Annotated in this window: 20 protein-coding genes; 10 read left to right on the top strand and 10 right to left on the bottom strand. The window is 60.5% G+C overall.

Annotated elements, in window-relative coordinates; all coding sequences use genetic code 11:
* Positions 1-2: 2 nt before the first annotated feature.
* The gene (gene atzF, locus ASB66_RS03645) at positions 3-1,799 is read left to right on the top strand and encodes an allophanate hydrolase (RefSeq protein WP_060717454.1); all 1,797 of its coding nucleotides are present in this window, start codon (positions 3-5) and stop codon (positions 1,797-1,799) included.
* 180 nt (positions 1,800-1,979) lie between these two features.
* Here atzF and ASB66_RS03640 read toward each other — a convergent pair whose 3' ends face one another.
* The 7 genes from ASB66_RS03640 to ASB66_RS03610 all read right to left on the bottom strand — a co-directional run bounded on the left by ASB66_RS03640 (position 1,980) and on the right by ASB66_RS03610 (position 9,902).
* Positions 1,980-3,365 (bottom strand): amidase, encoded by a 1,386-nt coding sequence (locus tag ASB66_RS03640; RefSeq protein ID WP_060717453.1) that lies wholly within the window; start codon positions 3,363-3,365, stop codon positions 1,980-1,982.
* Between the two features lie 25 nt (positions 3,366-3,390).
* Complete coding sequence (locus ASB66_RS03635; RefSeq protein WP_060717452.1) at positions 3,391-4,383, bottom strand: ABC transporter ATP-binding protein; 993 nt, start codon at positions 4,381-4,383, stop codon at positions 3,391-3,393.
* The gene (locus ASB66_RS03630; RefSeq protein ID WP_060717451.1) at positions 4,380-5,378 is read right to left on the bottom strand and encodes an ABC transporter ATP-binding protein; all 999 of its coding nucleotides are present in this window, start codon (positions 5,376-5,378) and stop codon (positions 4,380-4,382) included. Before ASB66_RS03630 ends, ASB66_RS03635 begins: the two co-directional genes overlap by 4 nt.
* Positions 5,375-6,241, bottom strand: coding sequence for an ABC transporter permease (locus ASB66_RS03625; RefSeq protein ID WP_060717450.1), 867 nt, complete (start codon positions 6,239-6,241; stop codon positions 5,375-5,377). The genes ASB66_RS03630 and ASB66_RS03625 overlap by 4 nt, the downstream gene beginning before the upstream one ends.
* Positions 6,238-7,188 carry an ABC transporter permease gene (locus ASB66_RS03620; RefSeq protein WP_114386233.1) on the bottom strand — a complete coding sequence of 317 codons (951 nt, stop codon included), beginning with the start codon at positions 7,186-7,188 and terminating at the stop codon, positions 6,238-6,240. The genes ASB66_RS03625 and ASB66_RS03620 overlap by 4 nt, the downstream gene beginning before the upstream one ends.
* A gap of 141 nt (positions 7,189-7,329) precedes the next feature.
* Positions 7,330-8,805, bottom strand: coding sequence for an ABC transporter substrate-binding protein (locus tag ASB66_RS03615; RefSeq protein ID WP_234823914.1), 1,476 nt, complete (start codon positions 8,803-8,805; stop codon positions 7,330-7,332).
* 194 nt (positions 8,806-8,999) lie between these two features.
* Positions 9,000-9,902, bottom strand: coding sequence for a LysR family transcriptional regulator (locus ASB66_RS03610; RefSeq protein WP_060717448.1), 903 nt, complete (start codon positions 9,900-9,902; stop codon positions 9,000-9,002).
* A gap of 400 nt (positions 9,903-10,302) precedes the next feature.
* Here ASB66_RS03610 and ASB66_RS03605 point away from each other — a divergent pair, with 400 nt between their 5' ends.
* From ASB66_RS03605 to ASB66_RS03565, 9 genes are all read left to right on the top strand, one after another.
* Positions 10,303-11,487: a transporter substrate-binding protein gene (locus ASB66_RS03605; protein ID WP_081088981.1), complete on the top strand. Its 1,185-nt coding sequence runs from the start codon at positions 10,303-10,305 to the stop codon at positions 11,485-11,487.
* Positions 11,484-12,089 (top strand): ANTAR domain-containing response regulator, encoded by a 606-nt coding sequence (locus ASB66_RS03600; protein ID WP_012653969.1) that lies wholly within the window; start codon positions 11,484-11,486, stop codon positions 12,087-12,089. The genes ASB66_RS03605 and ASB66_RS03600 overlap by 4 nt, the downstream gene beginning before the upstream one ends.
* Before the next feature lie 31 nt (positions 12,090-12,120).
* Positions 12,121-13,014 carry a proline iminopeptidase-family hydrolase gene (locus tag ASB66_RS03595; RefSeq protein ID WP_060717446.1) on the top strand — a complete coding sequence of 298 codons (894 nt, stop codon included), beginning with the start codon at positions 12,121-12,123 and terminating at the stop codon, positions 13,012-13,014.
* Between the two features lie 64 nt (positions 13,015-13,078).
* Complete coding sequence (locus tag ASB66_RS03590) at positions 13,079-14,776, top strand: ABC transporter substrate-binding protein (protein ID WP_060717445.1); 1,698 nt, start codon at positions 13,079-13,081, stop codon at positions 14,774-14,776.
* Positions 14,777-14,926: 150 nt separating this feature from the next.
* On the top strand, positions 14,927-15,958 hold the full coding sequence (locus ASB66_RS03585) for an ABC transporter permease (protein ID WP_171431123.1): 1,032 nt from the start codon (positions 14,927-14,929) through the stop codon (positions 15,956-15,958).
* An 11-nt stretch (positions 15,959-15,969) separates the two neighbouring features.
* On the top strand, positions 15,970-16,941 hold the full coding sequence (locus ASB66_RS03580) for an ABC transporter permease (protein WP_060717443.1): 972 nt from the start codon (positions 15,970-15,972) through the stop codon (positions 16,939-16,941).
* Positions 16,942-16,943: 2 nt separating this feature from the next.
* Complete coding sequence (locus ASB66_RS03575) at positions 16,944-17,981, top strand: ABC transporter ATP-binding protein (RefSeq protein WP_060717442.1); 1,038 nt, start codon at positions 16,944-16,946, stop codon at positions 17,979-17,981.
* Positions 17,978-18,964 (top strand): ABC transporter ATP-binding protein, encoded by a 987-nt coding sequence (locus ASB66_RS03570; protein ID WP_060717441.1) that lies wholly within the window; start codon positions 17,978-17,980, stop codon positions 18,962-18,964. Before ASB66_RS03575 ends, ASB66_RS03570 begins: the two co-directional genes overlap by 4 nt.
* A 17-nt stretch (positions 18,965-18,981) precedes the next feature.
* Positions 18,982-19,926 (top strand): acetamidase/formamidase family protein, encoded by a 945-nt coding sequence (locus ASB66_RS03565; RefSeq protein WP_060717440.1) that lies wholly within the window; start codon positions 18,982-18,984, stop codon positions 19,924-19,926.
* Positions 19,927-19,974: 48 nt separating this feature from the next.
* Here ASB66_RS03565 and ASB66_RS03560 read toward each other — a convergent pair whose 3' ends face one another.
* The 3 genes from ASB66_RS03560 to ASB66_RS03550 all read right to left on the bottom strand — a co-directional run bounded on the left by ASB66_RS03560 (position 19,975) and on the right by ASB66_RS03550 (position 25,128).
* Positions 19,975-21,786 (bottom strand): acyl-CoA dehydrogenase family protein, encoded by a 1,812-nt coding sequence (locus tag ASB66_RS03560; protein ID WP_060717439.1) that lies wholly within the window; start codon positions 21,784-21,786, stop codon positions 19,975-19,977.
* Positions 21,787-21,862: 76 nt separating this feature from the next.
* Positions 21,863-23,551, bottom strand: coding sequence for an acyl-CoA dehydrogenase family protein (locus tag ASB66_RS03555; protein WP_060717438.1), 1,689 nt, complete (start codon positions 23,549-23,551; stop codon positions 21,863-21,865).
* Positions 23,548-25,128, bottom strand: a complete 1,581-nt coding sequence (locus ASB66_RS03550; RefSeq protein ID WP_060717437.1) for a PfaD family polyunsaturated fatty acid/polyketide biosynthesis protein — start codon at positions 25,126-25,128, stop codon at positions 23,548-23,550. Before ASB66_RS03550 ends, ASB66_RS03555 begins: the two co-directional genes overlap by 4 nt.
* Between the last annotated feature and the right edge of the window lies 1 nt (position 25,129).

Raw genomic sequence — 25,129 nt, 5'->3', positions numbered from 1 at the left:
CCATGCCATTTACTCAAGCTTTTGATATTGCATCGCTTCACGCCGCCTATGCCTCTGGCTGGACGCCACAGGAGATGATCGAAGAGGTATTTTCGCGCATCGCCGCCATCAACGATCCCGGCATTTTCCTTAAGCTTGCTGACAAGGCAGACCTGCTGGAGCAGGCCCAAGCACTCGGCGCTTTTTCACCGGAGACAAAGCCGCTCTGGGGCATTCCTTTTGCCGTCAAGGACAATATCGATGTCGCGAGCCTGCCAACCACGGCCGCCTGCCCGGACTATGCCTACACGCCCGAAACCGATGCGACTGTGGTGCGCCTGTTGAAAGACGCGGGCGCTTTGGTGATCGGCAAGACCAATCTCGACCAATTCGCCACCGGCCTGGTCGGCGTGCGCACGCCCCATGCCATTCCCCGCAATGCGATCGATCCCAAACTGGTCCCCGGCGGCTCCAGTTCCGGTTCGGCGGTGGCGACGGCGCAAGGCATTGTCAGCTTCGCGCTTGGCACCGACACGGCAGGCTCTGGCCGCATTCCAGCCGGGCTGAACAACATTGTCGGGTTGAAGCCCTCGGTCGGCGCGCTTTCGGCCACCGGCGTCATTCCCGCCTGCCGCACCCTCGATTGCGTATCGATCTTCGCGCTGACGGTGGAAGATACCCATAAGGTCTTCACCGTCGCTGCTAAACCCGACGCAACGGATGCCTATTCCCGCCCCATGCCGGTGGGCCATGCCATGGCCTCCGCACCAGTCCTGCGCATTGGCGTTCCCGCCAAGGCCGACCGTGAATTCTTCGGCGACAGCCTGATGGAAGCCGCTTTCGATAAGGCGCTGGCAGAATTGTCGACCATGGGTCACACGCTCGTGGACCTGCCGTTTTCAGGCTTTTACGAGGTCGCAAACCTGCTCTATGAAGGCGCCTGGGTGGCCGAGCGCTATGCGGCGGTCAAAGAGTTTTTCGATGCGAAGCCCGAAAGCTTCCATCCGGTGACCCATAAGATCTACAGCGCCGCCAAAACCCTGACTGCCGCGGATGCCTTTTCCGGCATGTACCGCCTGCAAGCGCTGAAGCAGCAGTTGACGCCGGTGATCGCCTCCGTCGATGTGATCTGCGTGCCGACAGCCCCAACCCATTACACGCTGGCCGATCTGGAAGAAGAGCCAATCAAGGCCAATTCACGCCTCGGCACCTATACCAATTTCGTCAATCTTCTGGACATGTGCGGCATTGCCGTGCCGACCGGCAAGCGCGGCGATGGCCTGCCCTCCAGCGTCACGCTGTTGGCACCCTTCGGTGCCGATGGCCTGACCGCAGCACTGGGGTCAGCCTTGCACAGCCGCCTTGGCACCACCGTCGGTGCCACCGGCTGGCCGCTGCCGACGTCACCAGAAAAGCCAGTGGAAAAGGCCGAGGGTCTGATCCCGGTCATCGTCGTCGGCGCGCATCTGTCCGGCATGCCGCTCAACCACCAACTGACCAGCCTCAACGCCAGCTTCCTGCGGGCTGGGACAACATCGGCCAGCTATAAGCTATTTGCCCTGCCCAACCAGACACCGCCCAAGCCCGGTCTGGTCCGGGTCGAGCAAGGTGCCGCGATTGCCGTGGAAATCTGGCAGCTGACACCCGCAGGCTTCGGCCAGTTCGTCAATATGATCCCCTCGCCAATGTGTATCGGCACGGTATTCCTGGATGACGGCTCCAGCGCCAAGGGTTTTCTCGTCGAGCCTTCGGCCCTGGAAGGTGCTGAAGACATTACGCATTTGGGTGGCTGGCGGGCGTATATCGCCAGCTTGCAATAAAGCATTTCAATGTTTTCGCTCAGAGCACCCGGCAGAGCCAGAGATTGCCTTCACCCAAGAGGAGGTCCCAAAACGCTGCGGCTCTATCTCTCTTCTCCCCAGCGGGGAGAAGGTCGCGGCAGCGGGATGAGGGGGCGGCGAAGCCGAGATATCGAAACTGTCGTGCACTTTCTGGACCCATCAAGGCTGCGGCCAAGTGCTGATCCGCCCGGTCCAACTTTCAAACAGTTTCGACAGTTTCAGCACGGTCAGATCACCAAACCTTGGACCGACGATCTGCAAGCCAATCGGCATGCCGCTGTTTGAAAAGCCGCAATTGATCGATGCCGCGGGCTGTTCCGACATGTTCCACGGCACGGTGAAGCCGATATGCTCGAAAGGCTTTTGTGGATCATTGGTTGGCGAGGCCCACTCCGCCGGGTAGGAAACGACAGGATTGACCGGCGATAGAACTGCATCGACGCGGGTAAACAGCGCGCCGCAGGTCTTGCGCATCTCGATGGTCTTGCCAAAGCCCTTGACCGCATCGACACCGCTTACGCTAGCGCCACCCTCGGCCCATTCATAGATATAGGGCAGGATCATCTGGCGCTTTTCCGTGCTGAGGGCGGCAATATCACCCCAGAACTTTGCTCGCCAGAACACATCCAGCCCATCCAGCATGGCGCGGTTCATCACCGGGCCAACCTCGAAAACCTCAGCCCCTGCCGCCTCGAACCGCTTGGCGGCAGCAATAATTGCCTCGCGCACCTCCGGTTCAGCCGCAAGACCGCAGCCAGCATCCAGCATGACACCGATTTTCATGCCGCTGATATCGATATCCTCGTCCAGCCAGTTGATCACTTCAGGCGGCAGGCTGGTCCCGTCACGCCAATCCGGGCGCGCCAAGGTCATCATCGAATAGGCCGCATCATCCACGCAGCGGGTCATCGGCCCGGCGCAACGCCCGACATAATAGGGATCGACCGGGATGCGGCCATGGCTGGGCTTGAAGCCGAACAGCCCGGTCCATCCGGCTGGCAGGCGCACCGAGCCGCCAATATCCGTTCCGATATGCAGCGGGCCGAACCCGGCAGCCCCCGCCGCCGCAGCACCGGCGCTGGAGCCGCCGGGGTTCTGGCTCAAATCCCAGGGATTGCGGCTCAATGGATGAAAACTCGACAGGCCCGAAGACAGCATGCCGTAATCCGGGCAAGTGGTCTTGGCGAAAATCACCGCGCCGTCTTCGCGCATTCGGGCCGCAATCGGCGCGTCTGCCGCAGCAGGCACAAGATCAACGGCGGCCGTGCCAAGCGGCACCGGCTGACCCTTGGTTGCGATCAGTTCCTTCAGCGAGACGGGAATGCCGTCGAGCGGGCCGAGGGCCGCACCGCGTTGCCAACGATCCGTCGAGGCGCGGGCCTGGGCGCGGGCGCTTTCGGGATCATAGAGGTAAAGCGCCTGAACCGACGGCTCGAAAGCATCGATCCGGGCCTCGACGGCATTCCAATAGTCTTCCGGCGACAGGGTCTTGGCGCTGAAACCGGCAATCAGCTCCCGGATGGTCAAATCAACAAGATCGGTCATTCCTGGCTTTCTCTATCTTATGTCTTTATCGGATGAAGCTATCGGTCCCGGCCATCACCTCGGCCCGATGGCAGGCCGCCTCACGTCCGGGCATGATCTCCCGCAACACTGGCGGCTCAATGGTGCAGCGTGTCTGCGCCAGCGGACAGCGGGCGCGGAACGCGCAGCCGATATCGGGATCGCCACTGATATCAGGCAGAGGGGCGGGCTTTTGCGGTCTGCCGAAACGGTGAACGCTTGGCTCGGCATCGGCCAGAATTTTCGTATAGGGATGCAAGGGCTGCTCGAAAACCGCATGGGCCGGTCCCTGCTCCACCAGCCTGCCGCGATACATCACCCCGACCCGATCCGCGATACAATCCACCACCGCCAGATTATGGGTGATGAACAGAAAGCTGACGCCGCGTGTACGGCGCAGATCCATCAACAGATTGAGAACCTGACCCTGGACCGAGAGATCGAGCGCCGAGACCGCCTCATCGGCCACCACAAGTTTTGGTTCGGTGATCAAAGCACGGGCAATGGCGATCCGCTGGCGCTGGCCGCCGGAAAACTCATGCGGATAGCGCTGCGCATGACCTGCCTGCAAGCCGACGCTTTCCAGCATGGCGGCGACTTTGTCGCGGATTGCTGCCTTACCCGGCCTGGGCGTCAGCACATGCAAGGGTTCAGCGATAATCCGCCCGATGGTCTGGCGCGGATCGAGCGAGCCAAACGGGTCCTGAAACACCATCTGGAAGTCCTGCCGCTTGTGCTTCAGCGCTTCTGGCGACAGCGAAAACAGATCGTCGCCATCAAACAGGACATGGCCCGATGTCGGGCGATCAAGCGCCATCACCAGCCGGGCCAGGGTGGATTTGCCACAGCCGCTTTCGCCGACAATGCCATAGATCTCGCCGCGCCCAACCGTCAGCGACACTTCGTCCAGCGCCCGGCTGGTATGCGGCTTCCCGAATAGGGGACGGCTGGTATAGTCGCGGGCAAGCATGCGGATATCGAGAAGACTGGTGTCGGTCATTCGCAGATCTCTCCTTGCTCAGCCCGCAGACAGCGCACGCCGCGATCCTCGCTCTGCCTCGACCAACCCGGCGCAGTGAGACGACACTCCGTCGCAACATCAGGGCAGCGGTCGGAAAAACAGCAGCCTTCCGGCAACTGTGCAAACCCCGGAACCGTACCGGGAATGGTGGCAAGCCTGCCCTCCTTGCCGTCCTTTCCAGGCACACGCTTAGGTACGGCAGACAGCAGGCCGCGCGTATAAGGATTGAGCGGAGAGGTCAGAACATCGCGGGTCGGCCCTTCCTCCATCCGCCTTCCGGCATAGAGCACCAGGGTTCGGTCGCACATGCGGGCGATGACGCCGAGATCGTGGCTGACGAGGATCAGCGCCATCCGATATTCGCGCACGAGATCATCGAGAATATCCAGCACTTCGGCCTGGACCGTCACATCGAGCGCCGTGGTCGGCTCATCGGCGATCATCAGCGCCGGTTTCAAGGCCAGTGCGATGGCGATGCCGACGCGCTGGCGCTGGCCGCCGGACATTTCATGCGGGTAGGTCACCGCCCTGCGCTTGGCATCGGGAATGCGGACCTGATCGAGAAGCTCCACCGCCTCGCGGCGCGCCTGCCGCCAGCTGAGACCACGATGCCAGACCAGGCCTTCAGCGATCTGGTCGCCGATGGTCATTGCTGGATTGAGCGCCGTCAGCGGCTCCTGGAAGATCATGCCGATCCGATTGCCACGGATCTTGCACAGCCGATCTTCGCTGGCGCTCAACAGGTCCTCTCCGTCAAGCAGGATCTGGCCGGTCGGGCGCGCGACGCGGGGCAAAAGTCCGATAACCGCCAGAGATGCCAGTGATTTCCCCGATCCGCTTTCACCGACAATGCCAAGCGTTTCGCCAGCCCGAAGATCGAAACTCAGGTCATCGATAATGGGCGTGGAACGGCCATCGGGGAGATCCACAGAAATGGACAGGTCGCGAATGGAGAGCAACGGTTGTTCGCTCATGAACGCCCCTTTTCACGCGGGTCGAGAAGATCGCGCAGCCCATCGCCCAGCATGTTGAAGCCGAGCACGGTGAGCGCGATGGCAAGGCCCGGCAGGATGGCAAGCCAGGGCGCGGCAGCGAGATAAGTCTGGGAATCGGCCAGCATCCGCCCCCAGGTCGGCGCTGGTGGCGGCATGCCGAGACCAAGAAAGCTCAAGCCCGCCTCAGTCAGAATGGCCAGGCCAAGCTGGATGGCGATCTGCACGATGATCTGGCTGGCAATATTGGGCAGGACATGTTCGATGGTGATCAGCACCTGCCCCTTGCCTGCGGCGCGCGCCGCCAGCACATAATCCCGCGACCAGACCTGAAGGGCCGCGCTGGCCGTGACGCGAGCAAAAACCGGCACCATGAACACGGCGATGGCGATAATGGCGGTAAACCGCCCCGTGCCGAGTAGAGCGCCGAGCATCATAGCCGACAGGATAGGCGGAATGGCAAAGATCACATCATTGATCCGCATGGTCAGCGCCTCGACCATGCCGCGCCGCGCCGCAACCGTAACGCCGAACAGCGTGCCGACGCCTGCGCCAAGCACCACAGCCGCCATTGCTGTCGACAGGGAATTCCAAGCCCCGACCATCAGCATCGAGGTCAGGTCGCGGCCCAGCTGGTCGGTTCCCAGCAGGCCATGCACCAGCGGCGGCTTAAGCTTGTAGATGATTTGCATCCGGGTTGGCGGCAGCGGTGTCCAGACCAGCGACAGAAGGGCAATCGCCACCAGCAGGATGATAATCAGCCCGCCGATCAGCAATGTCGGACGAAGAAAAAGACCAGCCGGCCGCCTACTAGACGGCTTTGAGGTTGTCACGGTTGTGGTCATTTGCCCCTGCCCCGCAATCTTGGGTCCAGCATGAGATAAGAGAGATCGACAAGGAAATTCATGATGATGACCAGGCCCGCGAAGAACAGGACGACATCCTGCATGACGATGATGTCGCGCTGGTTCAGCGCCTGATAGGCAAGCCGCCCCAGACCCGGCAGGTTGAAGACATTTTCGATCAGGATAGCCCCGGCGATCAGGAAGGTGAATTGCAGGCCAAGAATGGTCATGACCGGCACCAGCGCATTCGGCACCGCATGGCGCCAGAGCGCCGCCCGCCGTGTCAGGCCCTTGGCGCGGGCGGTGCGGACGAAATCCTCGTTCATCACCTCAAGCACCGCCGAGCGGGTAACGCGGGTCAACACGCCTGCCTGCGGCAGCGCCAGTGCGACGGCTGGCAGGGTCAGCGACAGCAGTGCGGGCCCAAACCCTGCCTGCCATCCGGCAAAGCCCCCAGCCGGCATCCAGCCGAGACTGATGGAAAAGCCGAGCACCAGCAACAGGCCGACCCAGAAGCCCGGAACAGCGATGAACAGTTGCGATAGAAAGCCAGCCGCATAATCAAAGCCGCTATTGCGCCGGGAGGCCGAAGCGACCCCCATCGGGATGGCGATTGCCATGGACAGAAGGATCGCCATCACCGCCAAAGGCAGCGTGACAGTCAGGCGCTCGCCGATCAGGCCAGCCACCGGCACGCCATAGGTATAGGACTGACCGAGATCCCCCGTCAGGGCGCCTGCCAGCCAGTGCAGATAGCGGATCGCCAGCGGTTGATCGAGGCCAAGCTCATGGCGCAGCGCCGCCAGCGTATCGGGGCTTGCCGAGGTGCCGAGCATGACGGCGGCGGGATCGCCGGGCAGCACATCCATCAAGACAAAGATCAGGATGGACACGGCAGCCAATGTCAGGACAAGGCCGCCCAGCCGCCTGAAAATAAGGGCAAGCATTTCCGGTTTTCCTTCCGCACGGATTTTTAGGGACCGGCTCCGTGCAAGGACGAAACAGTCAATCTCAAGTGCATTTTTATCGGGCCAATCGGCCTTCCCATCGGGAGGGCGATGACCGTTTCAGGTCACCGCCGATCAGGATCAATCCTCCCAATGCACATCCGTCAGAACATTGGCGGGGATCGGTTCGTTTTCCCACAAGCCCTTGATCTTCTTGTTCCACACACCAAGCTTCGGCATCACGAACAGATAGAGGGCGGGAACGTCCTCCGCCAAAATCTGCTGCGCCTGACCGTAAAGCGTGGCCTGGGCCGCCGGATCGGATGTGGCCTGGATTTTCTTGATCGTCTCGTTGAAGACCGGGTTCTTATAGTTGAAATAATAGGGGTCGCGGGCATAGATGTCGATATCCATTGGCTCGGCGTGAGCAACGATGGTCATGTCATAATCCGTACCCTTGAACACGTCCGAAACCCATTTTCCGGGAAACTCGGTGGGCTCGATCGTCATCGTCACGCCAATTTCGGCCAGCATAGCCTGCATGATTTCGGCGCTGCGCGGCGCATAGGTCATTTGCGGGGTCTTGATGGTGAAGCTGAACCCATTCGGATAGCCCGCTTCTTCCAGAAGCGCCTTGGCCTTTTCCGGGTTATAGGGCAGGACCTTGGTCGTATCGATATAGCCCGGATCGTTCGGCGTATAATGGCTGCCAATCACAGTGCCGTAGCCCGACCAGGCGCCTTCCACCAGTGTCGAGCGGTCGATGGCCATCATCAGCGCCTGGCGCACGCGCTTGTCGTTGAACGGCTTGCGGGTATTGTTCATGCCCGCCACGACCTTCAACTCAGTATTACCGACCACCGTCGCAAGCTTGGCGTCGTCCTTGAAACTATCCATCAGTTCCGGCGCGCTGAACTCGGGAAAGGCATCGACGCCGCCCGATTTCAGGGCCGCCGCCTGGGCCTGGGCATCGGGAATGAAACGGAACACTACCTTGTCGAGGCCGAGCTTCACCTGCTTGTTCCAGTAATCAGGATTGGCGGCAAGCTCCACCCTGTCGCCCTTGGTCCAGCTGACGAATTTGAACGGGCCAGTGCCGATGGGGTTGGTCTTGTCGTCAGCAGCACTTTTCGGAGCAACCATCACGGAAGCGGGCCACCCCAGCCAGTAGAGCAACGAACCCGCCGGTTCCTTCAGCTTCAAGACCAGCGTTGCCTTGTCCGGCGTCTCGATACTGTCGATGGCGCTGAAAAACCGTTTCTGGCCATTGGTCGAGTCCGGGCCACGCGCCCGGTCGAGCGTGAATTTCGCCACCGACGAATCAAACGCCTCGCCATCGTGGAAGGTCACGCCCTCCTGGAGCTTGAACGTATAGGTGAGGCCGTCGGGAGAAATCTCCCAGCTCTTCGCCAGTTGCGGCACGATCTTGCCGTCGCGGTCGATGGCGACCAGCCCTTCGAAAATATTCTGCCAGGTCACCTGGCCGATTGCCACAGGGGCTGCCACCGTCGGATCGAGCCCGGTCGGCTCGATATTCATGCCGAGCGTCAGCGTCCTTTGGGCAGCCGCCGCAAGACCCGGGCCGACAAACCAGACCGTCGTCGCCGCCAGCGTCATCACCGCGATGCGACGCAGAGCGCCCGGCTTGAAAAAGCGCGCATGAACCATTGTCAAATTCCCCTTCGTGAACGCTCGTTTTTCCGTGTTTACCACGGGTGGCGTCATTGCCGAAAATACTGTCATTTCGCAAGCAACCACACAATGCGGTTTTTTGTGTTCTGCGTGGAGCGCAAAACGCTACACGCACATCTTCATTTCCCCATTTGCTCGCGCATGAACCGTTCAACCGCATCCACAAGCTTTGAAGCGGCAAACGACAATTGCCGATCACCGGCGACGCACAGATCGATGGGTGTGCGGATACCGGCCCCACCGGCAATTGGGATAACCACCAGTTCGCCGGACCGGCGCTCACGCGCCACCGTCTGGGCTGGTAGCAGAGTGAGGGCCGCACCGCGCAACACCAGTTCCCGCTGCATTTCCAGCGACCCGGTCACAAAAACCGGATCAAGCTCCAGACCGGCCTTGGAAAACCAGGCATCGAAGGCCCGGCGCGCACCATAGGACCCATCCGGCACTGCCAGCGGAAAGCCAGCAAGCTCGGTGACGGTCATTTCCGCCAAGTGCGCTGCCGGATGATGGCTGGCGGCGATGACATCATAAATGATCTGCGCCCGTGCTCGCACCCGTATGCCCGGATCAGGCTCAGAAAACAGGGTAACGGCCATGTCTGCCTTGGCGCTCGACAAGGCCTCCATCGCCTGTCCGGCGCTGGAAATGGTCACCGAAAACCGGATATTGGGATAGACCAGGCTGAAATCGGCCAGTGTAGGTGCCAGCAGATTGGCCACCGTCGCACCGTTTGCGTGGATATTGACCTGACCGCGCTTCAAGCCCTGGAGATCGTCGATCAACTGATGAACATGGTTCAGCTCCCGCAAGGTCTTGCCCGCTCTTGCCGCCAGCAACTCGCCCGCCGCCGTCAACTGGATGCCCCGGCTCGACCGCTCGATCAGCACCGTACCGAAATAATGCTCCAACTGGTCGATCTGTCGGGCAAAGGCGGTCGGCTGCACGTTCAGACGCTCGGCAGCCGCGCGCATCGACCGGGTCCGCACCAGTTCATCGAAATAGATCAGTGCTTTTATGTGCATGCCCGTTCATCCCCGCCGCAGCAGAATTGCCAGATTTCTCTACTCCTTCCAAGTCCTGCCTGGGGTGATGTTTTTCCCATATTCGCCCTATCGCTCCGTTGAGCGTACTCGTTGCAGAAGATACGAGCGCGCAACCATTGAAGCCTAATAAATAAGCTAAAATTCTTATTGACTATATTTTAACCGGAGCATAGCCTGCATACACGCTCCTGAAAATCCCCTGGGGATTGAGGGACAAAATGGTCGCCTGACATATTCGATAAAAATTGTCCTGGCAGCCGATCACATGGCTTTGATGCCGCAGGCAAACACGCCCCGCTACTCGTCTTCACGGACGGGCCGGGGCTTTTTTTATGCGCGATTTCTCCACTAGGAAAGATCGCTAGACCAGAGAGACTGCATGACAAGGATGACCGTTCCGATTTCGATCCTGTTCTCGACCACCGGACCTTATGCGGCACTTGGTCGGGAAGCTGTCGATGGAGCGATGGCGGCCATTGCGCAGATCAATACGGATGCGGCATTTGCCGTTCAAATCGAGGCGAAACTGGCTGATCCCGGCGGCAATGCCGAGCGCTATGGACTGATGGCGGAAGCGGCCACCCGCGACGATGGCTGCAAACATATCATCGGCGCCATCACCTCCTGGAGCCGCAAGGAAATTCTGCCGGTGGTCGAACGGTCCGGCGCCCTGCTCTGGTATGCCTTTCCCTATGAAGGATATGAGGCGAGCGACAGCGCGCTTTATCTCGGCGCCTGTCCCAACCAGCACCTTCTGCCGCTGTTTGCGCATGTTCTGCCACGGTTCGGGCGGCGGCCTTTCATTGTCGGGTCCAATTATATCTGGGGATGGGAAGTCAGTAGGATCGCCCGGGAACTCACCGAGGCCAGCGGCGGTCAGGTCGTCGCTGATCGTTATATGCCGCTCGGCTCCACCCAGGTCGATCACCTGATTGCCGAAATCCGCCAGAAGCGGCCCGATTTCATCCTGAGCAATCTCGTCGGCCAATCGGCTGCCGCCTTTCTGGCCGCCTATGACGCCCTGCGGCGCGAAGACCCCGATTTCGGCCCGGAACACTGTCCTGTCACCGCCTGCAATCTCTGCGAAACGGATCTCGCCGTTCTGGAGCCATCCGCGCGGATTGGGCATATCACCACCTCTGTTTATTTCCAGGGACTGGAGAGCGAAGAAAACCAGGAGTTCAAGGCCGGAATCGCACGGCGTCACGGTCAGGACCGCCGCCTGACCACGCCTTTCGTTTCCGCCTATACCGCTGTGATGGCTCTGGCGCAGGCCATTGCCGATGTGGGTAGCGACATGCCGGAGGCCGTGCGCCATGCCGCCACAAACCGGCTGTTTCGCACCCCGCTTGGGCCATTGAAAATCGACCCCCGCACCCAGCACGCCGCGCTTCGTCCGCATATCGCACTTTCGGACCACGATGGTTCCTTCACACTGTTTCAGAGTGCGGCGGCACCTATAGAGGCCGATCCCTATCTGGTGCGTAGCCAACCGAAGCGAATCGAAGACACTCCACCCGCGCCTCAACCCCAGATGTCACCATCGCTGAAGGTGATCAAATGAAGCGGCCCGAACGTCCTCTGCTTGCCAATTGGCATGCGATCATCCTGCATCGCCCGCATCCTTCCGTCGATGCGCTACAACGCCAGCTCGAACTCCTGCATATCCGGGTGACGGTCGCCTGGCCGCAACTGGACGAGAGCCATGCCGGGGCCGACATCGTATTTTTCGATGCCGATATGGGTCATGACGGTCAGTTTCCCTGGCCAGCCGGCTTTGCGCCAATGCCGATGATTGCGCTGATCGGCTCGGAAACCCCTGGGCGGATCGAATGGGCGCTGTCGCAAGGCTCCAATGCTCATCTGTTGAAACCGGTTGGCTCTACCGGCGCCTATAGCGCCCTGTTGATCGCCGCTCATGCCTATCAGGCCGCCCGCAGCCAAGCCGATGACATCCGCAACCTTGAAAACCGTGTCCGCCAAAGGCCGGTCGTGGTGCATGCCGTGCTGGAATTGCTGCGGCAGGGCGCCTGCACCGAGGCCGAGGCCTGGCGCAGATTGCGCATGGTGGCAATGGACTGGGGCATGACAATCGAGGATGCCGCCGAGGCCATCTGCCGCAATGACCGGCATATCGGCGAGTTTCCCATCCCGAAATCCAACTGAAACCGAATTGCAGTCCATAAGGAGTTTTTGCGTGTCGAGTATTGAAGGTTTCGCCCCTTACGGCGAGTATCAGACCTGGTATCGGATCACCGGCGATATCACCTCCGGCAAGCCGCCGCTGATCGTGGCCCATGGCGGTCCCGGCTGCACCCATGACTATGTCGATAGTTTCAAGGATATTGCAGCAACGGGCCGCGCCGTCATTCATTACGATCAGGTCGGCAATGGCAAATCCACCCACCTGCCCGACAAGGGCGGCGATTTCTGGACGGTGGCGTTCTTCAAGGCGGAACTGCACAACCTGATCGATTATCTGGGCATTCGCGGCGCCTATTGCCTGCTTGGCCAATCCTGGGGTGGCATGCTCGGCGCTGAATTTGCCGTGGACCAGCCCGAAGGGCTGAAAGCCCTGGTGATCGCCAATTCGCCTGCCTCGCTGCGCACCTGGGTCTCAGAAGCAAACCGGTTGCGCGAAGCGCTGCCCGCTGATGTCCAGGCGACATTGCTGGCCCACGAACAGGCGGAAACCACTGATAGCGAAGAGTATATGAAGGCGACGGATGTCTTCAACCAGCGTCACGTTTGCCGTGTCGTGCCGATGCCGCCTGAAGTGCAACGCACCTTTGATGCGATTGCTGCCGATCCCACAGTTTACCACACGATGAACGGTCCCAATGAATTCCACGTCATCGGCACCATGAAGGACTGGACAATCGAGGGCAAGCTCTCGACCATCGCTGTCCCGACCCTGCTGATTTCCGGCCGGTTCGACGAGGCGACCGAAGCCTGCGTGCAGCCCTTTGCCGATGAGATCCCCGATGTGCGCTGGCGGATTTTCGAACAGTCCAGCCACATGCCGCATGTTGAAGAGCGCGACGCCTGCATGGCCGAGGTCAGCGCCTTCCTCGACCAGAAAGCTCCCTGATAACGGCCCCGACAAGAGCCGCCACAATCAACCGATCCAATAAGAACCAGAGGGAATGAACTCCATGACCAGATCGACCAAAACCTTGTCCTGCAAGGCAGGCGCATTTCTCGCAACCTGCCTTCTCGCCCAGACAGCACTTTCCGGTATCTCCTATGCAGAGGACCGGGCGGCGCTGATGGCCCAGCATCGCGGCGGCACCATGGTACTGGCCGCCGTTTCCGCAGCCGGTACCATTGACCCTGCTATCAACTATACCGGTCAATATTGGCAGGTCTTGCAGATGACCAATGACGGCTTGGTCAAGTTCAAGCAAGCCGCCGGTACCGAGGGCTTCAAGATCGTGCCTGACGTGGCCGAAGCCATTCCCGAGCCGCAGGACGATGGCAAGACCTATGTGTTCAAGATCCGCAAGGGCATCATGTTCTCGACCGGCCAGGAATTGAAGCCGTCGGATGTGGCAGCCTCCTTCCAGCGTATCTTCAAGGTCAATGGTCCAACCACCGGCAGCTTTTACAACGGCATTGTCGGAGCCGATAAATGCATTGCCGATGCAGCAAACTGCACGCTTGAAGGCGGCGTGATTGCCGATGACGCGGCGGGTACCGTGACCATTCACCTGACCCAGGCGGATTCGGAATTTTTCGACAAAATGGCCGTGCCGCATGCCAGCATCCTGCCCGCAGACACGCCCGCCAAGGACGCAGGTACGACGGCCCTACCTGCCACCGGCCCCTATATGATTGCCAGCTACAACCCTAATGAAAAAATGGTGCTTAAACGCAATCCGCATTTTAAGGAATGGAGCGTCGATGCGCAGCCCGATGGCTATGCCGATGAAATCGTCTACCAGTTCGGCATGACCGAGGAAGCCACGATCAACGCCATCCAGAACGGTCAGGTCGACTGGATGTTCGACACGCCGCCCGCCGACCGCCTTCCGGAACTGGGCTCGAAATATGCCAAGCAGATGCATATCGATCCGCTGGCTGCCTTCTGGTACCTGCCGATGAACACCAATCTGGCGCCGTTCAACAATATCAAGGTGCGCCAGGCGGTAAACTATGCGCTCGACCGCGATGCGTTGGTGGGCCTATTCGGCGGCGATGCGCTGGCCTCCCCGACCTGCCAGATTCTGCCGCCTGACTTCCCCGGCTATGCTCCCAATTGCCTTTACACCAAGAACCCCGGCGAAAGCTGGAGCGAGCCTGATATGGACAAGGCCAAGGCACTGATCAAGGAAAGCGGCACCGCAGGGCAGAAGGTAACGATCATTGCCGAGGATAATGCGGTCGGTCGCGGCATTGGCACCTATGTGCAGAGCCTGCTGAACGAGTTGGGTTACGACGCCTCGCTGAAGGCAATCTCACCGAATATCGAGTTCACCTATATCCAGAACACCAACAACAACGTCCAGATCAGCGTCACGCAGTGGTACATGGACTATCCGGCAGCGTCGGATTTCATCAACGTGCTGCTGTCCTGCGACAGCATCCATCCGGGCAGCGATTCCTCCATCAACATCGCCGGTTACTGCAACAAGGAACTGGACAAGCAGATGCAGGACACGATGGCACTGTCCATCAAGGACCCGAAAGCGGCTGACGCCAATTGGGCCAAGATCGACAAAGCCTTCATGGAACAGGCACCGCTCGCTCCATTGTTCACGCCAAAGAGCGTCAACTTCACCTCGGCACGGCTCGGCAACTACCTGTTCAACAAGCAGAACCGTTGGGTGATCTCGCAATCCTGGGTCAAGTAAAGGGCAGGCATACTGACGGGCGAAGCGTAAAAAAGCCCTCCCCTTTTGGGGAGGGTTGGGGAGAAGTCTTTTACTTAAAAAGCCTTCTCCCTCCATTTCCTCCATGACCGAGCTTGAAGAGAAGCGCAGATGAACGATGTGTCGGAAGGCATGGCCAGCCATGCCCAATCCAATCGAGAGCCTAACCCGCAGGCCCCCAAAAAAACCGGTGGCGCCAGCCCTTGGCACCGTGCCTGGCGGTTGCTTCGAAGGGATAAATCGGCCATTGCCGCCGCGCTGGTGCTGCTGGTCATCATCGCCTCCAGCCTCGCCGCGCCGCTCTATGCCTCGATGATATCGGGCACCGACCCGTTCCGTTCCAATCTGAGCGGCAGGGTGACGATTGACGGTCAGCGGGTGAAGGTCATGCAGGCGTCTACCGAAGGCCTTGGCCTCGGCGTCACCCCGATCGGGCCAACTCTGAAAGGCCCGTATTTCCTTGGCGCCGATAGCCAGGGCCGCGATATTGCTGCCCGCCTGCTCTATGGTGGACGCAATTCGCTGCTGATATCCGCATCATCAACCTTGATCTGTCTGGTGCTGGCCGCAATCGTCGGGATTTCGGCTGGCTTCTTTGGCGGCGTCACCGATATGGTGCTGTCACGCATTCTCGACATACTCTGGGCCTTCCCGGTCTATCTTCTGGCCATTTCACTGTCCATCGTACTGATTTCGCAAGGCATTACCATCGGCCCCATCGAGATCAATTCCAGCAGCCTGCTGCTGCCCATCGGCATTATCGGCATTATCTACGTGCCTTACGTGGCGCGTCCGGTGCGCGGGCGGGTGCTTTCGCTTAAAAACAGCGAATTCGTGCTGGCCGCCATCGGCCTTGGCATTCCCAAATGGCGTATCCTGTTGAAGGACATCTTGCCGAATGTCTCGACCACGCTGATCGTTTTCATTCCGCTGATGATGGCGCTGAACATCATCACCGAATCCTCGCTGTCCTTCCTCTCCATCGGCGTACAGGCCCCGGATGCCAGCTGGGGCACGATCATCCAGGATGGCCAGGGACTGCTTTACACCCGCCCGCTGGTGGCCCTGGCGCCGGGCATTGCCATTGTGCTCTGCGTGCTGGCGCTCAACGTGCTGGGTGACAGCGTGCGCGATGCGCTCGACCCGCGCACCAAAGTGATTTGAGGAGCCGCCCGATGATTTACGCCCTCATTCAACGTTTCGCCCAGATGATCTTCGTGCTGTTCGGCATTTCGGCGCTGGTGTTTCTGATCTTTTTCGCCACGCCCGGCGCCGATCCTGCCGCCCGCATTGCCGGACGCAATGCCTCGCCGGAAACCGTGCAGGCGATCCGCAAGGAGTTCGGCTTCGACCGGCCGCTGCCGGTGCAATACGGCATCATGATGAAACGGCTGTTCATCACCCAGGATCTCGCCTCCTTCGTCAACCGCGGCATGAAAGTCGTGCCGCAAGTAACGGCGGCCGCCCCCGTGACCCTGTCGCTGGTATTCGGCGCCGCCGTGCTCTGGGTGATCGGCGGTATCGCGGTCGGGGTGATTGCCGCCATGGCCCGCGATACGGCGGTCGACCGCGGGTTGATGGTGCTGGCGCTGATCGGTGTTTCCATGCCGGTCTACTGGCTGGGCGAGGTGATGAACCTCATCTCCCAGAACCGATTCCACGACACGATCTTTTTCTCCTGGGTGCCATCGCTTGGCTACAAGCCGTTATTCACCGATCCCGCCGGATGGTTCAAGACGCTGATTATCCCGTGGTGTACATTGGCCGCACTTTATATCGGCATCTATGGCCGGGTGCTGCGGGCAACGCTGGTCGAATCCTATCAGGAGGATTTCATCCGCACCGCCCGCGCCAAGGGCCTCAGCCCCTCGCGCGTCATGCTGCACCATGCGCTGCGCACCTCGCTTATTCCGTTCGTCACCATGTTCGGGCTGGATTTCGGCGCATTGGTCGGTGGCTCGGCGCTGCTGACGGAAGTGGTGTTCGGGCTGAACGGCGTCGGACGCCTGACCTATCAGGCCCTGCTCAATCTCGATCTGCCGATGATCCTTGGCACTGTGATCTACGCCTCCTTCTTCGTCGTCATCGCCAATGCCCTGGTTGATGTCGTCTATGTGCTGATCGATCCGCGCGTGCGGGGAAGCTGAAAATGAACCAGAACGACCCTATTAAAGACCGGCCCCTGCTGCTAGATGTCAACGGCCTCAGCGTCTCTTTCGCCACCGATCGCGGCTATGTGCGGGCGGTGCGCGATGTGTCCTTCGGCGTGCGCGAAGGCGAAATCCTGTCTGTCGTCGGCGAATCCGGCTCCGGCAAATCAGTGACGCTGTTGTCGCTGCTCGGCCTGCATGACCGCAAGACCACCCGGGTGGACGGCACCGTCACCTTTCGCGGCCAGCGCATTCTGGAAATGTCGGCGAGCCAGATGCGGCGCATTCGCGGCAAGCAGATCGGCCTGATTTCCCAGGACCCGATGACGGCGCTGAACCCGGTGAAAACCGTGGGCTGGCAGATCGCCGAACAGATCCGCGCCCATGAGCCGATCTCGGCACGGGCGGCACGGCTGAGGGCCATTGAGCTGTTGGGCGAAGTCGGCTTGTCCATTCCGGGCGAAGCGGTCGACCGCTATCCGCACCAACTGTCCGGCGGCATGCGCCAGCGCGTCGTCATTGCCATGGCGCTCTCCTGTAGCCCGGCACTGCTGGTGGCCGACGAGCCAACGACGGCGCTGGACGTGACGGTGCAGGCGCAGGTGCTCGACCTGTTGATCCGCTTGCGCAAGGATTTCGGCTCGGCCATCATTCTCATCACCCATGACATGGGCGTGGTCGCTGAAGTCGCAGACCGGGTGGCGGTGATGTATGCGGGCCGCATCGTTGAGCGCGGCACCACCGACCAGATCTTCTCGACACCGATGCATCCCTATAGCTGGGGCCTGATGGCCTCGATCCCGCCTTTGACCGGGCCACGCCTGACGCGGCTGAAATCCATTCCCGGCATGCCACCCACTCCAGACAGCCTGACGGAGGGCTGCGGCTTTGCACCGCGATGTATGTTTGCACGGGAGGAATGCGCAGCACATCCACCATTGCGACGCATGGGAGAGCAATCGGCGCTCTGCGTGCTGGACGGGCCGGAACGTGAGGCCCTTCGCCAAGACATCCTGCCGCTGGAGACCCTGGCATGAGCGAGACATCTCCCACCACGCCCCTGCTCTCGACACAGGATCTCACCAAGAGTTTCACTGTCGGCAAGACCATGCGTCCCGGCTCAGGCAAACTGCTGCGCGCCGTCGAAGGCATCAGCCTCGACGTCTATCCCACCGAAACCCTTGGGCTGGTCGGCGAATCCGGCTCCGGCAAATCGACGCTCGGACGTTGCCTGACCCGCCTTTACGACGTCAGCGGCGGATCGCTGACATTTGACGGACAGGACATTACCAAAGTGGACGGCAAGGCGCTGAAATCGGTGCGGCGCAAGATGCAGATGATCTTTCAGGACCCCTCCGCCTCGCTCAATCCGCGCCGCAAGGTGCGCGATGTGCTGAGCGAAGTGCTGAAGGTTCACAAGATCCGCGAGGGTGCCGCTATCGAGGATCGGCTGGCCGAGTTGATGGATCTTGTCGGGCTGAGGCGCGAATATCTGGACCGCTATCCGCACGAGTTTTCCGGCGGCCAGCGCCAACGGATCGGCATTGCCCGGGCCTTGGCGGTCGAGCCGAAGATGATTGTCGCCGACGAGCCGGTCTCGGCGCTCGATGTGTCGGTCCAGGCGCAGATCGTCAATCTGTTCAGCGATTTACGCGAAAAGCTCGACCTCACCTATGTGTTCATTGCCCATGATCTGGCCGTGGTGCGGCAGGTCTCAACGCGGGTGGCGGTGATGTATCTCGGCTCCATCGTCGAGATCGGCGACACGGATGCGCTCTATGCCAATCCCAGCCATCCCTATACCCAGGCGCTGCTATCAGCCATTCCGCAGCCACATAAGCGCGACAAGCGCGAACGCATTCTGCTGTCGGGCGAAATCCCAAGCCCCCTCAATCCACCCGGCGGCTGCAAGTTTTCCACCCGCTGTCCGTATGCAAAGGATATCTGCCGCGACCTGCGGCCACCGCTGACGCCTGTCTCGGCAGAGCGCAAGGTCGCCTGTCATTTTCCGCTGGATTGAAGAAAAGGGAGCCTGCCATGTGCATCGCCTGCACCCACACCATCCACCGCACCCAGCATCACTTTGGCTGGGACAAGGATTTCAAACCGGCGCTGGTCGCAAAGCCCGGCGAAACGATCCTGTTTGAATGCATGGATGCCTCCGGCGGCCAGCTCGGCGCCGATGCGACGCCTGCGAGCCTTGCGGCCCTGGATTTTGCCGGGATTAACCCGGTGTCCGGCCCGGTTTATATCGAGGGCGCTATGCCCGGCGATGTGGTCAAGGTCTCCATCCGCAAGTTTCATCCCTCCGGTCTTGGCTGGACCGCCAATATTCCGGGCTTTGGCCTGCTGGCTGACCAGTTCAAGGACCCGGCCCTGCATGTCTGGCACTATGATGCGGTGTCGATGACACCTGCCCTGTATGGTCCAGGTGGCAAGGTGCCGCTGAAACCCTTCGCCGGAACCATCGGGCTTGCACCAGCCGACCCCGGTCCGCATTCGGTCGTGCCACCGCGCCGGGTCGGCGGCAATCTCGATATCCGCGATCTCTCAGCGGGGGTGACGCTTTATCTGCCGGTTGAGGTCGAGGGCGGATTGTTTTCGGTCGGTGACACCCATGCCGCGCAAGGCGATGGGGAAGTGTGCGGCACCGCCATCGAAAGCCGGATGGATGTGGAATTGAAACTGGATCTGGTGAAGGGCATGGCCCTGCAAAGCCCGCGCTTTACCGTCACCGAGCCCGTCACCCGGCACCTGGACGGCGCAGGCTATGAGGTGACAACCGGCATCGGCCCTGACCTGATGACCGGCGCCCGCGAAGCCGTGATGCGGATGGTCGATCTTCTCGCCGACGAGCATGGCATGGCCCCGGTCGATGCCTATATGCTTTGCTCGGTCTGCGGCGATCTCAGGATCAGCGAAGTGGTCGATATGCCGAACTGGGTGGTGAGCTTTTATTTCCCCCGGATCGTTTTTGCCTGATGGCATGACGAAGGCCGCATAAGCAGCCTTCATCAATGTCTTCGCGTATCAGCTATTGGTCAGCAACTTTCCACCCTGTTCCATGCTTTCACGGCTTCCCGCATATTCGAAGGGGAAGACCGAGAAGGCCCGGTTGGACTGATAGAGATCACTGATCACCTCGATCAGGCCCGATACCTCTTCCGGCTCCGGCAGGAACTCGGTCGGGTACATCCAGTGCATGATCCGCTTCAGGCAATAGCCAAGCCAGCCCGATCCGTCCGGTAGGGACGCAGGCATGCCACCGGCATTGGCCACGGCAAACTGGATGCAGCAGGCGGCGGCATTCAGGCTGCAATAACGGTCCGTCAATGCATAGAAATTGGCGCTGTTGGAAAATCCGCGACCAAGTCTCGCCTGATCGTCACGCCGGGCCTGATCCAGCTTGACGACCTCATCCATCACGCTCACTGCCAGCGCATATTCGCTCTCCGACACCAACGGCTTCAACTCACGCAGTGCATCGGGAAGGCCAGCCAGACTGATATCATCGCCATTGCCGGAAAGACCAAGCTTGCTCCAGCGCGGCGGCCCCACAGGACGGCGGATATCGTAGATATCATCCAGCAACGCCCGGCGCGCTGTGTCGAACGGCTGTTCACGAGCGGCCAGCGCCTTGCCAAGCGCCAGTTCCATCTGGCTGCCAACGACGCGCATATTTACATAGCTATTGCCATCGACAAAGCCGGTCATGCCGATATCGCGCAGCAGCTTCTGGAAGACGCCGTGACCGAAGCCATCGCGCAGGTAGAAGCGGGCGCCGATCACTGTTGCCAAGCTTTGCAGCGATTGTTCCAGCCGCTTCGGCACCAGATATTTGGAAATCGACGAATAGAGGAAGAGCTGACGGGGCAGGCAATGCACCAACCGGGTGGCGGAAGCGACCATGATTTCCGAAATCATCAGATCGGCATAGGCATCGGCAATCTGACGACGGCTGACTGGCAATTCGATCACTTTCTGGTTGCCATAGAGGCTTCGGTTGGCAGCAAAGCCATAGGCCAGCCGCAAGCCGGTATCAACAGCACCAAGACACATGGCGGCCACGCCAAGCCGCAGGGATTGCTGGCTTTTCAGCGACACTTCGAGCCCAGCACCTTCGCGGCCAAGCACCTGTCCGACAGGCACCTTGGCATCTTCATAGCGCACCCCACCCAGCGGCAGGCCGCGCACGCCGTAAAGACGCTCATTGGGCAGAACCCGGTAGTTCTTGCGCTCGAGATGACTGCGGTCAACGATCAGCATCGTGTGAGAGACCGGCGAAATCGCCTCGTCGGTGCGGGCATGAACGATCATCGCACCGGCCCGGTCGGCAAAACCAATCGGCCATTTCTCGCCATTGACGCGGTAGAACTCACCATCCTTGATCGCCGTGGTCTCGTTGGTCAGAAGGTCGCTGCCATGGCGGCCTTCGCTCAACCCCCAGGAAATCGAGCCACCGGAGGCGACAAAGCGTCCATATTCGCGGATCTGCTCTTCCGTGCCGCAGGTGACAATTGCCAGATAGCCGATGAAGGGCAGGATGGCGATGGTTGCCAGCGTCATATCGCGGCGGGCAATGGCCCGGTACATTTGCAGGGATTCCGGATAGGAAAACATCATGCCGCCAGCACCTTCCGGCACCAGCCATTGGCTGATGCTTTCGCCCACCAGCGCGTCATAGGGCCGAGCGGGAAACCGCTCCGCTTCGTCATCAGCCATGATCTGCGCGAAGGAGGCCGGTGCTGCCGTATCCCACGGATCGCCCATGGCCAGATCCAGCTGCCGCAATGTCGCCAGGACCTCGGCAGACCCTTTTTTCTTCACCTCGGGAAATAGCATCTGAAACTCCTGATCAAAATGTCTTGCATGGCCCTGTCGAGACCACCTGAAAAACGAGAAAAATTATCGACCGCTGCTAAACCGCAGCCTGCCGTCTTTCATCACCATAAACGTCTTCACTAGCCCCCATCGCCTCTGCGAGACTATGCCAAGCCGCTTGATAGAACCGATCTTCTCCGCTGAATGGATAGCGATCACCGGCCAGCAGGCGTTGCAGCATGAAGGGCAGAAGATCGTCCCCACCCTCAGCCAGTGCCGATAACGTGCAGCAGGAAACGGCATAGAGCCTTGCAAATTGCGCCCCGGCATTGACCGCCTCCGGCCTCTCCCCCTGGCGCAGCGCCAGCAGTTCGGCCATGCCCTGTTCCAGGCTGGCAAAACGTGCTTCTGCCTCATGCAGCGCGTCCACCACCGCACGATCCTGCGCGGATACAGCCTTGGCAAAGCGATCTGCAAGGCCAGGCAACAGATCCGTCAATGGCTCGCCAGCCCTGTTCAGCATTGGCACTTTGGCAAGCACCATGGCCGGGCAAGGCGAGGACGGTGACAATTCCGCCTGCAATTGCGAAAACAGCGCATCCGCAAGACCCGGCTCCAGTTTGGCGCGGCGCTTCGTCAGACTGGGCAATTGATTGGCCAGCATGCCGAGATTAACCTGCGGATTGATATCCATATATTGCGCCACTTCACCGTCGCGCCGCAATTTCTGAAGGATCGCCGAGACCGGCTCCTCCGCCAGGACGGACCGAGCACCCAGGGCTGCCATCAGGCTGGTGAAAATCCGGTTGCTGAATTCCTGGGCGATCTGCTTGGCAACCGCCGCCGCCACCGGAAAATGCTGCGGACGGAAAGACGCGAAGCGGGCCGCAGCCTTTACGACACTGTCCATGATCCGGTAATCGGCATAGGCACCGGCCAGCAGGAAATGCTGGTGCGGATGGCCGCCATTGGCCTGTTTGGAGATCTCGCCATAGGTCAGCCGCAAGGCGCTTTCGCAGGGGCCGAGCATGGCGCCAATCGACAGAAGCTTGATGACGGATTCGGCGCGAAACACCAGCTCGATGCCTTCGCCTTCGCCACCCACCCGGTTTGCGACATTGACACAGGCCACATCGATATCGACATCAGCGACATCGATGCCCTTCATGCCGCTCAGTTCTGCACGCGGATGCGGCAGAGTAGATTCCCATTGCGGCTGCCGGTCGATCAGAAACAGCGAGAAAGCCGCCGGTCCGCCTGCCCCCGTCTTGGCCATAACCATCAAGGCCCGCGCCTTCTCGGCCTGACCGACCAACCATTTGCGGCCATTGATCACATACCAGTCACCCTGACGTTCCGCCTTGGTCTGGTTGTTAATCAGATCGCTGCGAATGCCGGGCTCGTTGACGGCAAGGGCAATGCTGTGGCCTGCAAGCAGCCAGTCCGACAGGATCTTGCGCTGCGCCTCGGTGCCAGCCAGATCGAGCACGGTGATGGCCCCGATGGAATACATCAGCCGGGGCATGAGCGATGGATTTCGGCCCGCCAGAAGGCGCGCCATTTCAAGCACCGCTTCCAGATCCACCAATTCCCCGCCCGTCTTCCAATGGGCGGGAATAATCTGCCGGATAAAGCCGGATTCGGTCAGCGCCTTGGCCTGGAGGTCGAGACTATCGCCGTCAAGATCAGCCTTCACGGCAGTGGCGAAGGAAAAGGGGTGGTCGTCTTCAAGCGGATCGCCCAAAAGCGTCCGCAACCGGTTAAGATAGGAGGCGGATGTGGTCATAGCGGCGCAATCTCATAGGACATCGGATGGGGGAAGCGGACACCGGCCATGGCCAGCCAGTGCAACCGCGTCTCAAAGGCCGCGCCCTGCAACAGATGGGTGGCGACATCCACCACACGGCGTCCCTCCGGCTGTTCCAGATAGGTGCCAGCCGTCCATTCGTTGAAGTCACCAATCGCTGGACCACTCCAGATCTGATAGTCGATCTGACGCCCCTCTTCCCCGGCATTGGCCCAATGGGATGCCTTGCCAAGATAGGCCCGAAACACCAGCGCCATCTTGCGCTTCGGATCAGCCTCTGCCTCCGTGACCTGTTTGGGGTCGCGTCCAATGAAATAATCCGCCGTCATCCGCCAGACATCGGCAAGGCTCTGCTTGAAAAGCTTTTGCTCCAACTCCTGCACCACCGGTTCCGGCAGGGCGTCGAGACTGTCATAGCGGCGATAGAGATCGTAGAGCATCTTGGCGCGGCTGGCGAACAGCGTGCCGCGCTTCAACACCTGCAACTCCACCCCCAGCTCGAACATGTCGGCAGCCGGTGCCATTGTCGTATCGGCAAAGCCGCATTTGGCCAGAAGGGCGCGCACCGAAGGCGATGAGCCGGATTCCTGGCAGGCCTGATTGACCGACCCGGTCACCACATAGGCGGCACCCGTTGCAAAGGCAGCGGCAATGGCCTTGGGCGAGCCAAGCCCACCGCCGACACCGATGCGGATCGGCTTGGCATACCCATTCTTCTCAGCCACTTTCTGCGCCTGCCGCAGCAGGATCGGCAGCAGCACAACCAACGGCCTGCGGTCGGTATGCCCACCGGAATCGGCTTCAGCGGTAATGTCGTCGGCAATCGGCACCTGGGCCGCCAATGCGGCCTGTTCATCGCTGATCGCACCCTGGGCCAGCAGCTTTTTCAAGATGTTGTCCGGCGCTGGCTCCATAAAGACCGAGGCCACTTCCGAGCGCGAGACCTTGGCGATCAACCGATGGCCGATATCGATGCCGCCATCATCCCTGCGGCGCAGGCCAAGCGCCCGGTAACGCACCAGCGCAGGTGTCAGCCCCATGAAGGCGGAGGCTTCGACAATGGTGACACCATAGCGCAGAAGAATATCGATCAGGCCGTTTTCCATGGCCGGTTCGCTGGGGCTATGGATGAGATTGACCGAAAACGGCGCGCCCTGAAGCGCCGAGGTAATCTTGGCCAGCGCCTGATCGACCTGCTCCAGTCGAACACCGCCAGCACCGTAGCTTGCCAGAAAGCCCTGCTGCGCCAGCGCAATGACCAGGTCCGGCGAGGCGATGCCATTGGCCATCGCGCCTGCCATATAGGGGAAGCTGAGATCGTAGCGGGCCAGAAAATCCGGGTCCCCCAGCGCACTTGGCGCCAGGGCTGGGTAGCGGCAGACCACTTTGAAACCGGCTTCCAGCGGCTCCAGTTCCGATGTCACCCCAAGCCGGGTGCCATCGCTGACCACCGAGCCCGGCTGATCCAATTTCTGCAATTGCCGACGGATTGACGGGGTGTCCCAGACAATAGCGGGCGTTGCGGAGGCGTCTTCAAATCGTGCATTGATCGTCATG

The organism is Gillisella vitis, from assembly GCF_001541345.2.
GTDB classification, from domain to species: Bacteria; Pseudomonadota; Alphaproteobacteria; order Rhizobiales; family Rhizobiaceae; genus Allorhizobium; species Allorhizobium vitis.
The sequence above is the reverse complement of the archived record's forward strand: the minus strand, read 5'-3'. Positions and strand labels throughout refer to the sequence as shown.

Bases quoted from the DNA above. Each gene is read 5' to 3' on its own strand.
- ASB66_RS03620 (WP_114386233.1), bottom strand. From the start codon at position 7,188: ATGCTTGCCCTTATTTTCAGGCGGCTGGGCGGCCTTGTCCTGACATTG.
- ASB66_RS03610 (WP_060717448.1), bottom strand. From the start codon at position 9,902: ATGCACATAAAAGCACTGATCTATTTCGATGAACTGGTGCGGACCCGG.
- ASB66_RS03625 (WP_060717450.1), bottom strand. From the start codon at position 6,241: ATGACCACAACCGTGACAACCTCAAAGCCGTCTAGTAGGCGGCCGGCT.
- ASB66_RS03605 (WP_081088981.1), top strand. From the start codon at position 10,303: ATGACAAGGATGACCGTTCCGATTTCGATCCTGTTCTCGACCACCGGA.
- ASB66_RS03600 (WP_012653969.1), top strand. From the start codon at position 11,484: ATGAAGCGGCCCGAACGTCCTCTGCTTGCCAATTGGCATGCGATCATC.
- ASB66_RS03570 (WP_060717441.1), top strand. From the start codon at position 17,978: ATGAGCGAGACATCTCCCACCACGCCCCTGCTCTCGACACAGGATCTC.
- ASB66_RS03580 (WP_060717443.1), top strand. From the start codon at position 15,970: ATGATTTACGCCCTCATTCAACGTTTCGCCCAGATGATCTTCGTGCTG.
- ASB66_RS03630 (WP_060717451.1), bottom strand. From the start codon at position 5,378: ATGAGCGAACAACCGTTGCTCTCCATTCGCGACCTGTCCATTTCTGTG.
- ASB66_RS03635 (WP_060717452.1), bottom strand. From the start codon at position 4,383: ATGACCGACACCAGTCTTCTCGATATCCGCATGCTTGCCCGCGACTAT.
- atzF (WP_060717454.1), top strand. From the start codon at position 3: ATGCCATTTACTCAAGCTTTTGATATTGCATCGCTTCACGCCGCCTAT.
- ASB66_RS03640 (WP_060717453.1), bottom strand. From the start codon at position 3,365: ATGACCGATCTTGTTGATTTGACCATCCGGGAGCTGATTGCCGGTTTC.
- ASB66_RS03615 (WP_234823914.1), bottom strand. From the start codon at position 8,805: ATGACGCTGGCGGCGACGACGGTCTGGTTTGTCGGCCCGGGTCTTGCG.
- ASB66_RS03565 (WP_060717440.1), top strand. From the start codon at position 18,982: ATGTGCATCGCCTGCACCCACACCATCCACCGCACCCAGCATCACTTT.
- ASB66_RS03575 (WP_060717442.1), top strand. From the start codon at position 16,944: ATGAACCAGAACGACCCTATTAAAGACCGGCCCCTGCTGCTAGATGTC.
- ASB66_RS03560 (WP_060717439.1), bottom strand. From the start codon at position 21,786: ATGCTATTTCCCGAGGTGAAGAAAAAAGGGTCTGCCGAGGTCCTGGCG.
- ASB66_RS03585 (WP_171431123.1), top strand. From the start codon at position 14,927: ATGGCCAGCCATGCCCAATCCAATCGAGAGCCTAACCCGCAGGCCCCC.
- ASB66_RS03550 (WP_060717437.1), bottom strand. From the start codon at position 25,128: ATGACGATCAATGCACGATTTGAAGACGCCTCCGCAACGCCCGCTATT.
- ASB66_RS03555 (WP_060717438.1), bottom strand. From the start codon at position 23,551: ATGACCACATCCGCCTCCTATCTTAACCGGTTGCGGACGCTTTTGGGC.
- ASB66_RS03590 (WP_060717445.1), top strand. From the start codon at position 13,079: ATGACCAGATCGACCAAAACCTTGTCCTGCAAGGCAGGCGCATTTCTC.